Raw genomic sequence first — 11404 nt, 5'->3', positions numbered from 1 at the left:
TGAACCCTCGCCCACTCGGGCGGGGAGGTCAGCGGGGGCCGCGCAAGCGGCCCTATTTTTGTGTCTTCTGCCCCTGAACATAGGCTTTCAACGTTTCGATAGTCACCCCGCGCTACAAGCGAAATACGATCTCGACCACAGCGCGGCGCTCTTGCTGAGGCGCGGAATACGAGTGACGCTGTGCCGCCCTCGTCGGTAGACTGCATCCGCACTCACTTGAAATCCCCTGTTATCGCTATTAATCTATGGCTATTGTAGCAGCGAGCACTGACATGCTGAAGGCCACAAAGATTACGCATCTACCCCACGACCGAACAGGCGGCATTTCTGAACTACCAGTTCGGCGCGGTGCGCTTTGTCTATAACACCGGCCTTCGCATCATATCCCATCGCTACCAACACCACGGCCAGTCGTTGAGCACCAAACACGACATCAAGAAGCTGTTGCCGGTCGCCAAGAAATCGCGCAAGTATAGCTGGCTCAAAGACGCGGATTCCATGGCCCTCCAGCAGGCGTGCCTGAACCTGGATCATGCCTTCCAATGCTTCTTCGATCCCCAGCAGAAGGCCGGCTATCCGAGCTTCAAGAGCAAGCGGGGCAAATAGTCCAGCTATCACTGCGTCGGCGTCAAGGCCGGCGACGACTGGATCAAGGTGCCCAAGCTTGGACCGATCAGGGCCAGGGTGCACCGGAGGGTCGAGGGCACACTGAAAAGCATCACCCTGACCCGCACCGTCACCGGCAAGCACTACGCCTCCTTGCTGTTTGAAACGCACAAGAGGGACGCCATGCCGTTGAACGTCCGGTCGTGGGAATGCCCGACCTGCCACACACAGCATGACCGGGATATCAACGCGGCGCTGAACATCAAGCATCAAGGCATAGTAAAGTTGAAGGCGGAAGGGCTGTCCGTCTCTGCCCATGGAGGCTTGCGTAAGTCCGGCACATCGCCGGCTGCTGCCTGAGAAGTGGGAAGCCTCGCCCGTGGCGCGTCAGCGCTTAGGGCGGGGAGCAGTCACTTCGGGCATTGTTCTGCCTCGGGGTGCGGGGTCAGGGCCCGGTGGGCGGCTTCCTCCCCGGCGATACGGCCAAACACGGCGCCCACGGTCAAGGCGGCACCGGCCACGTAGCCGGTGCCCAGGACCGTGGGCGCCATGATCATGCCCGCCCCATGGAGACCGTCGCAGGGTTGACCATCGGCCATCATGATCCGTGCCTGGGCATCCACCCGGATGCCGTGACAGGTGAAGGTGATGCCCGGCGCCAGGGTCCAGGCATAAAAGGGGGGCGTGATCAGGGGCAGGGCATGGCGGGTCTTGGGCGGCTTTAGCCCCTCGGTGTGGCCGCCCTTCGGGCCATCGGGCCGCAGGGCGGCGTGGTAGTGATCCACCGTCTCCCGCAGGATGGCCGGGTTCAGACCCAGCATCCGGGCCAATGCCTCCAGGGTGTCCGCCTGCCGGGGGGGATAGAGGGAGGGGGGCGCCCGGCCCAGTCCCGTCGCGTCCAGGATCAGGTGGGCCCTGGCGCCGGGCAGGCGGGCCACCCGGCGCCCCCAGAAGGCATAACGGCGGGGGGTGATCTCCGCCCCTTCGTCCTGAAAGCGGCGTCCGTCCCGATCCACCACCAGACCCCAGGGCATGCCGTCCACCCGGGTGACGATGCCGCCGTCGGCGGCCGGGGCCTGGGCATTCACCGCCACCAGATGACAGGCCCCCGGCACCCCCGCCGGCGCCGCGCCCTGGGCCAGCAGGGACAGCAGGATTTCCCCCCGCACATGAGGGCTGCCGCGCACCGGAAAGGTGGCGGCGGCCTCACCCCAGGTCCGGGACAGGGCCTCGGGATTGGCCTGATAGCCGCCGCTGCAGATCACCACGGTGCGGGCCGACAGGGTCAATGATTCACCGTCCCGGCACGCCGGCAGGTGGTGACAAGGCGCCGTCCGCAGCCGGACGTCCAGCACCTTGGTGTCATGAAGGATCTTGACCCCCAGATCCTCGGCGGTGCGGGCCAGGGCATTGATCATGGCCCGGCCGCCCCCGAGAAAGAAGGCGGTCTTGCGGGACCAGGGCAGGGTGCCGCCCGTGATGGGTTCGAATCGCACCCCCTGGGCCTGCAGCCACTGGGGCAATTCCCGGGAACGCTCCGCCATCAGGCGGGCCAGGTCTTCATCCATGTGTCCGCCGCTGACCTGCCGCAGGTCCATGAGACAGTCCTCCACCGTATAACGGCCTGGAAACAGGGGCGAGGGGGCATCGTGGACCAGGCGCAGGTTACGGGAGTGACGGGCATTGCCCCCCAGCAGGTGACGGGGGGCGCTGTCCACCAGTTGTACCGAGGCCCCGGCCCGACGGGCGGCCAGGGCGGCACAGAAGGCGGCCATGCCACCGCCGATGACCAGCACATCGTTCATGGCCGGTGCCGGGTGCCCATGGGCTGACTGATCTCCCAGAGCCGGTCCAGGTCCAGATCCACCTCCAGTTGTGCCGCCAGGGCGTCCAGGGTGGCCTGGGTTTGCCGGGCGAAGTGCAGTTCACCGGCCTCGCCTCCCATGCGCCGGAGCCAGTGGCCCCGGAAGCCATCCCCGGTAAAGAGGCCATGCACATAGGCCCCCATGACCCGGCCATCGGCGGACTCCGCCCCGGTCGGCCCCCCATCCAGCATCAGCCAGGGGCGATCCAGTCCCGGCCCCGTGGTGCGCCCCATGTGCATCTCGTAGCCCCGCACCCGCTGGCCGCTGCGTTGATCCCGTTGATCCAGATCCCGCAGGCATTTGTCCCCGGTGATGGTGGTCTCCAGGTCCAGCAATCCCAGGCCCGGTGTCTCGCCGGGCGGCCCTTCCAGGCCCTGGGGGTCACGGACCACCCGGCCCAGCATCTGATAGCCGGCACACAGTCCCACCACGCCGCCCCCCTGGCGCACGTGGGCCAGGATGTCGATGTCCCAGCCCTCCCGTCGCAGCATCTCCAGGTCGGTGCGGGTGGCCTTGGACCCGGGCAGCAGCACCACGTCCGCCGCCCGTGGGATGGGTTCGCCGGGATTGACCCAGCACAGGTTCACCCCCGGTTCCGCCGCCAGCGGGTCCAGATCGTCGAAGTTGGCGATACGGGACAGCCGGGGTACGGCAATCATCAGACCCGATCCGGTGGAGGCACGGCGCTGGTCCAGGGCCAGGGAATCCTCCTGGGCCAGCCGGGCAGCCCCATCGAACCAGCGGACCAGACCTAGGCAGGGCCAGCCGGTGGCCCCGGTCATGTCCTCCCGGGCCGGGTGGAAAATCTTCGGGTCGCCCCGGAAGCGGTTGACGATATAGCCGCGCACCCGGTCCCGCTCCGAGGCGGTCCAGAGCTGGTGCGCCCCCAGTACCGAGGCGGTCATGCCGCCGCGGGCATCCTCCCCCAGCAGGGCCACGGGGATGTCCGCCGCCTCCGCCAGGCCCATGTTGGTGATGTCCCTGGCCCGCAGATAGCGCTCGGCGCCGCTGCCGGCCCCTTCCACCAGCACCAGATCCGCCTCGGCGGCCAGCCGTTGCAGGCTGTCCAGGACGGCGGGCATGAGGCCGGGCTTGAGTGTCTGGTAATCCGCGGCGGCCCAGTTGCCCAGCACCCGGCCCCGCAGCACCACCTGGCTGGTCAGGTCGCTCTGGGGTTTGAGCAGGACCGGATTCATGTGGACCGAGCAGGGGGCGCCGCAGGCCAGGGCCTGCAGGGCCTGGGCACGGCCGATCTCTCCCCTGGCCGGGCTGCCGTCGGCATCCGGCGGCGCGTCCGCGTCGATGGTGACGGCGGCGTTGTTGCTCATGTTCTGGGCCTTGAAGGGCCGCACCGTCAAACCCCGGCGGACATAGGCCCGACACAGCCCGGCCACCAGCAGGCTCTTGCCCACATCGGCACTGGTGCCCTGGATCATGAGGATGCGGGCCTGGGGCGGCCCCTTGCCGTGGGGGGTGAAGGAAATGGAATGCATCCGGTAGCCTGTGGTTGAGGGGGGCCGGCCTGTCCGGCGTCGATGGTCCGCCATGGTACCCAAATCGGGATCGGAGATTGAAGCGGGCCTTTGCCTTTGGAGGCCGGTTGCCGCACTATCAGCGGCAAGACCTGCGCATGCCACGGCTTGGGGGGCCGGCATGGACATCCCGACACTGTTTCTGATCATCGCACTGACCAACATTCTGTTGGCGGTGGCCATGTTATCCATGGCAGACCGCCCCGGTCACGAAGCCATGGGACCGTGGGCCCTGGCGACAGCGGCCAATGCCTGCGCCTACCTGGGGTTTATCTGGCAGGCCGATATGGTTCACCCCCTCCATCCTCTTCTGCTGCTGGTCTCCAACGGCCTTGTGGCGGTCTGGCTGGCCCTGATCGGCGAGGGGTTTCACCGGTTCTATCGGCGCCGACAACCCTGGGCCCGCTGGCTGCCGTGGGTGCCCCTGCCCATCGTACTGGTTGGCCTGTTGCCGCTGCTGGACAATTTCCAGGGCCGGGTTCTGTTTACGGCCATCATCCTGGCCGGCCAGACCCTGATTCTGCTGCTGATCGTGGTGCGTCATCGGGATGATACTCCCGGCCGGGGCCAGATCATCATCACCATCAGTCTGGCGGTACTGCTGCTCCTGTTGATCCTGCGGGCCCTGATGGCGGGGGTTGGCAGCCTGCGGGGCGCGACAGATATCCTGCAGACCAATGCCCTGCAGGTGTTTACCTTCCAGGCCGGGTTGCTGGTGCTGATCCTGATGGCCCTGGGGATGATCGTGATGGCCCAGGAACGGGCCACCCAGATTCTGGCCGCCAGCGAAAAACGCTTTCGCATCCTGTTCGAGGAATCCCGCCAACCCCAGACCCTGATGGATCGGCAGGGGCGTTTCACGGCGGCCAATCCGGCGGCCCTGGATTTGTTCCATCACCCCTCCGCCGAGTCGTTCATCGGCGGGTCGTTGAGCGATTTTGCACCGCCGATGCAGCCCGATGGCCGTGCATCCGTTGATCATGCACGGGACATGTGCCGGCGGACCCTGGATCGGGGCGGACATGAATGGGAGTGGCAGGGTCTGCGGAGCAACGGAGAACCTTTCGATGCCCTGCTCATGCTGACCGCCATTCATTACGAGGAACAGCCGCTGCTGCACGTCGCCTGGAACGACATCACCCGGCGCAAGGCCGCCGAGACGCAACTGCGCATCAACGAGGAAAAATTCCGTACCTTCGTGGAGGATGCCAACGACATCATCTATACCCTGAACCTGGATGGCACCTTCCAGTACCTTTCCCCCAACATCCGGGAGATTCTGGCCCAGGACCCGGAGGATTTTCTGGGGGGCTATTTCGCCGCCATTGTGCATCCTGACGACCTGCCGGCCTGTCAGGTGTTTCTGGAGCGGCTGTTGACCACCAAAAGCAAACAGAGCGGACTGGAATATCGGGTGCGGCACAAGACCGCCGGCTGGCGCTGGCATGTCACCAATGCCTCGCCCCTGTTTGACAAGGACGGGACCATCATCGGCATGCTGGGCATCGCCCACGATATCACCGAACGCAAGCGCCAGGAGGCCAGGATGATACACATGGCCCACCACGATCCCCTCACCGCTCTGCCCAACCGGACCTTGCTGTTCAATCGCCTGGATCAAATCATTACCGGAAACCGGAAAATAGACGACATGCTGGCGCTGCTGTTCCTTGATCTGGACAAGTTCAAGCCCATCAACGACACCCATGGCCATGCCGTCGGTGATCTGGTGCTGCAGCAGGCAGCGCGTCGCTTGCTCGATGCCGTGCGGGAAACCGACATGGTGGCCCGCATCGGTGGTGACGAGTTCATCATCATGCTGCCGGCGATCCGACAGATGGAACATGCCCTGCTGGTGGCGGAAAACATCCGCCAGACCCTTCAGGCGCCATTTTGTATCAACGGGCTGGAACTGGGCATCTCCACCAGCATCGGCATCGCCTTTTATCCCGAACACGGTCAGGACAGCCAGACCCTGGCCCAGCATGCGGACATCGCCATGTACCATGCCAAGCAGAGCGGCGCCGACCGGATCTGTCTCTATGAGCCGACGTTGCCCGCAGCGATCCGCTGATCCGGGATCAGGCGCCTTCGGCGGCCAGATGTCGGCACAGGATGTGATATTCATCCCGTAGCCGGGGCAGGAGCTCCTGGCGGATCCGATGCCATCCGTCATCGCCGCCGGCAGCCTGTTCGATGGCCTTGGCCACCGCCTGCAGACGCTCGGCGCTCATGTTGCCGGCGGCGCCGCCGAGGGTGTGGGCGGCGCGCCGGAGACGGTCGACATGACCGTCGGCACAGGCTGCATCCAGTTCGTCGAGAGTCTGGGGTATATCCGCGATAAAGGTATCCAGCAGCCGGCGCAGCAGGTCGGTATCCCCCAGCAGCCGTTCCAGCAGGGTGTCCCGGTTGAGGATGTGGCGATTGCCCCCGACGGGCGGGGGCGGGTCCGGGTGGACGGGCCGGCTTTCGGGCAGGTACCGTGCCAGCACCGTGGCCAGACGTGACGGGGACAAGGGCTTGGTGATGTAGTCATTCATCCCCGCCTGCAGGCAGCGCTCCTTGTCACCCTGCATGGCATGGGCGGTCATGGCAATGATGGGGATGTCCGCGGGCACCGCGGCCTGATCCAGGGCGCGGATGGCCCGGGTGGCCTGCAGGCCGTCCATCACCGGCATCTGCACATCCATCAGGATCAGGTCGTAGGGAATCTGGGTCACGGCCCTGACCGCCTCCTGGCCGTTGCCCACGGCATCGGCCTTGAAGCCCTGTTTCCTGAGCACCCCCAGGGCCACCTGCTGATTGATGCTGTTGTCCTCCACCAGCAAAATGCGTCCCCGACCCCGGTTCACTGTCGCCGCCGAAGGGTCTGTGGATGTCCGGGAACTGCGGGGGATGATGATGGGCGCGGAGGCCAGATCCTCGGGCCGGCTTGCCAGCAACCGCTGCAGCACTGCCAGCAGTTCCCGCTGGCGGACGGGCTTGGGCAGGCAGGCATGGAAGCCGGCGGCCTGCTGGCGGGCGGCGTCGCCGGCCCGGCTCAGGGAGGGCATGATCACCCGATACATCCCGGTCAGCCGGGCGTCGGTCCCCAGGGCCTGACCCAGGGTTTCCCCGTCCATCGACGGCATCTCCTGGTCAATCAGCAGCACCTGGGGGAGGCGGGCCTGTTCCAGGGCGTCATAGATCTTTCCCAGGGCGTCGGTGCCATTGTCGGCAGTGTCCACCGCCATCCCCCAGCGCCGCAGGGTGGTACGTAGCCATGCCTGCTGGGTGGGATGATCATCCACCACCAGCACCCGCACCCGGCGCAGGGCCACTGGGGGTGGGGCCTCTGGTTCGCCCTCCCGTAATGAGCAACGCACGGTGAACCAGAAGGTGGACCCCGCGCCTTCCTGGCTGTCCATGCCGATCTCGCCCTGCATCAGTTCCGCCAGCTGCCGGGAAATGGCCAGTCCCAGTCCGGTGCCACCATAGTTGCGGGTGGTGGACCCGTCCACCTGGGAAAACTTCTGAAACAGGAGGGCGGATTTATCCTGCGGGATGCCGATGCCGGTATCGGTGACGGTAAAGCGCAGCAGTACCGAGTCGGCCTCCTGGCTGGCCGGCCCCACCTGGATACTGACTTCACCCCGATGGGTGAATTTGATGGCATTGCCCACCAGATTGTTGAGAATCTGGCGCAGCCGGCCCGGATCGCCCCGCAGGTGAAGGGGCGTGTCCGGGTCCAGGGTGCAAATGAACTCCAGCCCCTTTTCATGGGCGGACACCGCCAGTGCCGAGGCCGCCTCATCCAGCATGTCCCGCAGGTCGAAGTCCAATGCCTCCAGGTCCAGCTTGCCCGCCTCGATCTTGGAAAAGTCCAGGATGTCGTTGATCAGGGTCAGCAGGGATTCGGCACTGTTGAGTATCGTCTCCGCATGGCGCCGCTGTTCGGTATCCAGATTGCTGTCCAGCAGCAGGCCGGTCATGCCGATCACCCCATTCATCGGGGTGCGGATTTCATGGCTCATGTTGGCCAGGAACTGGCCCTTGGCGGCATTGGCCCGCTCCGCCTGGGCCGCCATGTCCCGGGCATGGCGGATGGCCTCCCCCAGGCGCTGCTCCGCCACCTTGCGGTCGGTGACATCGCCGATATAGCCGTGCCACAGGGTGGAACCATCCTCCAGTCGCTGGGGCCGGGCGGTTCCCCGCAACCAGCGCAGCCCCTGTTGCGGCAGGACGACCCGGTAGTCACATTCCCAGATGCACAGGGTGAGGAAGGAATCGGTGATGCTCTGGGTGACCCGCTTGCGGTCATCGGGATGGATACGGGCAATGGCTTCACTGGCGTCTTCCCGGACTTCCTCGGGGGTGACTTCATAGATCTGCCAGATGTTGTCCGAGGCAAAGGGAAAGCATTGCCGGCCATCGGGAAAATACCGGTATTGGTAGATGACCCCTGGAATCTGCTGGGAGAGCTGCCGGAGCAGTTCGTGGCTTTCCCGCAGGGCCGCGTCCATCCGCTTGCGCTGGGTGATGTCCTGGTGGGTACCCATCATCAGCCGGGGTTTGCCCGTATCCGTCCAGCTGATCACCTTGCCCCGGTCCAGTACCCAGACCCAGTCCCCGTTGCGGTGCCGCATCCGGGATTCGAATTCGTAGTATTCCAGTTCGCCGGCAAAATGCCGTTCCAGCAGTGCGGCGCTGGCCTGGAGATCCTCCGGGTGGGCAAAGTGTTGCCAGGTGGCTATGGATACCGGGGACAACTCCTCCAGGGTATAGCCGACGATATCTGCCCAGCGTTCGTTGAAAATCGTCGCGCCGGTGGGTATGTCCCATTCCCAGGTGCCCACGTGGGTGCCCCGGATGATGTTCTCCAGCCGGTAGCGCTCCTCGGCCAGGGCCTGTTCCGTCTCCTTTTGCACCGTCTGGTCGTACAGGTAGCCGATGATCATGGTCAGCTCGCCCTGATCATCCCGCACCAGTCGGGTGAAATCGTAAAACCAGCGGTATTCCCCGGAATGGGTTCGCAGCCGGTAGGACTGCTCGTAGGTGTTGATCCGGTGGCTGATGTTGTACACCACTTCCGCGGCGGTACGGTCCCGGTCGTCGGGATGGATCAGGTCGGCATAGAAAAAATCCGCCGCCTGCATCTCCTGGGGGGTATAGCCCAAACTATCCACCACGTTGGAGGATGCCATGCGAACGGGCCAGTGCTCATCGGGGGACCATTCGATGATGAACACCGGCCCCGAGGCGAACAGGTTGAGTTCCCGCCGCAGCGCCTCCGCCGAGCGTTCGTGGTGGACCCGGGACTGGTCCAGCCAGCGCTTGCCGGCCAGGAGCAGCACCACGATGCCGGCAAAACCGGCCATCTCATTGAGCAGGATGATCATCCACGGCGGGTGAATCAGGCCGTGTTCCAGGGCATCGGTAACGGCATGGATCAGCAACAGCCCAAGTCCGCTGATCAGCCAGGGAACGATACCCCGGTGGGGGTCGGGGGCGATCAGACTGGGCCGCAGACCCAGCAGGAGGATAACCAGGGCAATCAACAGCACCAGAGCCCCATCAAAGAGCACCAGCGGAATACTCAACTCTCCGTCTCCCAGCGGCAGCCAGTGCCATTGGGCCAGGCCGACCCCCAGCCCCATCAACAGCCAGCCCGTGGCCAGGACGCGATGCCCTGCAGAACCCTGCAACCACCCTCTCAACTGCGACTGAAAATCCGACATAAATCGACCTGATGATCCATTGGCCCGTGCCCACCCATGAAGCAGCGAAACACCATCCCGGCCATCGATCATGCCGGGGCGGGCAAGGGAAGTCTAGCGGGCCAGGGCCAGCAGGGCGTCCAGATCCAGGTTTTCCTCGCAGTGATCCGCCAGGGCTTCCAGGGCTGCTTCCACCCGTGCTTCGTAATCCAGAGTGGACGCCTGGGCGCCCACCCGTGACAGCCAGGCGGCGCGGAAGCCGTCATCCCCGAAGATGCCGTGGACATAGCCGCCGGTGACCCGGCCATCAAGGGACACCGCCCCTTCCGGCCGCGGGCTGCCGTTGCCGTGGTCCAGCATCAGCCAGGGCCGTTCCAGGCCGGGGCCGTGGGTGCGCCCCATGTGCATCTCGTAACCGGTGACCCGGCAGCCGCTCAGGGTGTCCCGGGCATCCAGTTCAATGAGGGTTTTCTCGGCGCCGATCTCCGTGTCCAGGTCCAGCAGGCCCAGCCCGGGGGTTTCTCCCGGTTCACCCTCGATGCCCCGGGGGTCCCGTACCACCTTGCCCAACATCTGGAACCCGGCGCACAGGCCCACCACCCGGCCACCCTGGCGGACATGGGAGAGGATGTCGATGTCCCAGCCTTCCCGTCGCAGCACTTCCAGGTCGGCCCGGGTGGCCTTGGAGCCGGGCAGGATGATCACGTCGGTATCCCGGGGGATGGGATTGCCCGGCTTCACCCAGCCCACACTCACCCCAGGTTCCGCCGCCAGCGGGTCCAGGTCGTCGAAGTTGGCCACCCGGGAGAGCTGGGGGACGGCGATGTTGAGACCCCGGCCCTCTCCGTCGGCGGGGCGTTCCAGGGCCAGGGCGTCTTCCGCCGGCAGGCGGGTGGCCCCCTCGAACCAGCGCAGCACCCCCAGGGAGGGCCAGCCGGTGCGCTGGGTCATCAGTTCGCAGGCGGGCTCGAACAGGGACAGATCCCCCCGGAACTTGTTGATGATGTAGCCCACCACCCGGGCCTGCTCGGATTCGTTGAACAGGGCATGGGTGCCGACGATGGCGGCCAGGGCGCCGCCCCGGTCGATGTCCCCCAGGATCACCACCGGCAGATCCGCCAGTTGGGCCAGTTTCATGTTGGTGATGTCGGACTTGCGCAGGTACACCTCGGCGCCGCTGCCGGCCCCTTCCACCAGCACCAGATCCGCCTGGGCGGCGGTGCGGTGGAAGCTGTCCATCACCGCCGGCAGCAATTGGGGCTTCATCTTGTGGTAGACCTTGGCCCGGCAGTTGCCCAGCACCCGCCCCCGCAGTACCACCTGGGAGCCGATCAGGGTCTGGGGCTTGAGCAGCACCGGATTCATGTGGATGGAAGGCGCCACCTTGCAGGCCCGGGCCTGCAGGGCCTGGGCGCGGCCAATCTCGCCTGGGGGGATCTGTCCGTCCGGTCCCGGCGGCAGGTCGCTGTCCCGGGTGACGGCGGCGTTGTTGCTCATGTTCTGGGCCTTGAAGGGCCGCACAGTCAAGCCCCGGCGGGTATAGGCCCGGCATAGACCGGCCACCAGCAGGCTCTTGCCCACGTCGGAACTGGTGCCCTGGATCATCAGCGCCCGGGCCTTGCGGGGACCGGGATCGGGCAGGGCGGGGAAGTCGATGGGGGCGGTGGGGTCTTCGATCACGGGGGATACCTGAGCAGTGATGGTC

General features: G+C 65.7%; 5 protein-coding genes and 2 pseudogenes. 2 read left to right on the top strand and 5 right to left on the bottom strand.

The window, feature by feature from the left end:
* Positions 1 to 52: 52 nt before the first annotated feature.
* A pseudogene (locus BMX62_RS13410) lies at positions 53 to 168 on the bottom strand (IS200/IS605 family transposase); the annotation flags it as partial.
* Positions 169 to 272: 104 nt separating this feature from the next.
* On the opposite strand from BMX62_RS13410, the pseudogene BMX62_RS13405 reads away from it, so the two are divergent.
* Positions 273 to 966 (top strand): annotated as a pseudogene (locus tag BMX62_RS13405) (transposase).
* A gap of 50 nt (positions 967 to 1016) precedes the next feature.
* On the opposite strand, the gene tcuA reads toward BMX62_RS13405, so the two are convergent.
* Together tcuA and BMX62_RS10965 are read right to left on the bottom strand one after the other, a co-directional pair.
* Complete coding sequence (tcuA, locus tag BMX62_RS10970) at positions 1017 to 2411, bottom strand: FAD-dependent tricarballylate dehydrogenase TcuA (protein WP_090208772.1); 1395 nt, start codon at positions 2409 to 2411, stop codon at positions 1017 to 1019.
* Entirely contained in the window at positions 2408 to 3964 is a 1557-nt protein-coding gene (locus tag BMX62_RS10965) for a cobyric acid synthase (RefSeq protein WP_090208769.1), read from the bottom strand. The genes tcuA and BMX62_RS10965 overlap by 4 nt, the downstream gene beginning before the upstream one ends.
* Before the next feature lie 160 nt (positions 3965 to 4124).
* Between BMX62_RS10965 and BMX62_RS10960 the strand changes: the two genes are divergently transcribed.
* Entirely contained in the window at positions 4125 to 6077 is a 1953-nt protein-coding gene (locus BMX62_RS10960; RefSeq protein WP_162273538.1) for a diguanylate cyclase domain-containing protein, read from the top strand.
* Between the two features lie 7 nt (positions 6078 to 6084).
* Here BMX62_RS10960 and BMX62_RS10955 read toward each other — a convergent pair whose 3' ends face one another.
* Entirely contained in the window at positions 6085 to 9720 is a 3636-nt protein-coding gene (locus BMX62_RS10955) for a PAS domain-containing protein (RefSeq protein ID WP_162273537.1), read from the bottom strand.
* A 93-nt stretch (positions 9721 to 9813) separates the two neighbouring features.
* Positions 9814 to 11304, bottom strand: a complete 1491-nt coding sequence (locus BMX62_RS10950) for a cobyric acid synthase (protein WP_238375968.1) — start codon at positions 11302 to 11304, stop codon at positions 9814 to 9816.
* Between the last annotated feature and the right edge of the window lie 100 nt (positions 11305 to 11404).

This window comes from Ectothiorhodospira magna (assembly GCF_900110965.1).
GTDB lineage: Bacteria > Pseudomonadota > Gammaproteobacteria > Ectothiorhodospirales > Ectothiorhodospiraceae > Ectothiorhodospira > Ectothiorhodospira magna.
The sequence above is the reverse complement of the archived record's forward strand: the minus strand, read 5'-3'. Positions and strand labels throughout refer to the sequence as shown.

Excerpts from the sequence above, each read along its gene's own strand:
- tcuA (WP_090208772.1), bottom strand. The coding sequence starts at position 2,411 with ATGAACGATGTGCTGGTCATCGGCGGTGGCATGGCCGCCTTCTGTGCC.
- BMX62_RS10965 (WP_090208769.1), bottom strand. The coding sequence starts at position 3,964 with ATGCATTCCATTTCCTTCACCCCCCACGGCAAGGGGCCGCCCCAGGCC.
- BMX62_RS10960 (WP_162273538.1), top strand. The coding sequence starts at position 4,125 with ATGGACATCCCGACACTGTTTCTGATCATCGCACTGACCAACATTCTG.
- BMX62_RS10955 (WP_162273537.1), bottom strand. The coding sequence starts at position 9,720 with ATGTCGGATTTTCAGTCGCAGTTGAGAGGGTGGTTGCAGGGTTCTGCA.
- BMX62_RS10950 (WP_238375968.1), bottom strand. The coding sequence starts at position 11,304 with ATGATCCAGGGCACCAGTTCCGACGTGGGCAAGAGCCTGCTGGTGGCC.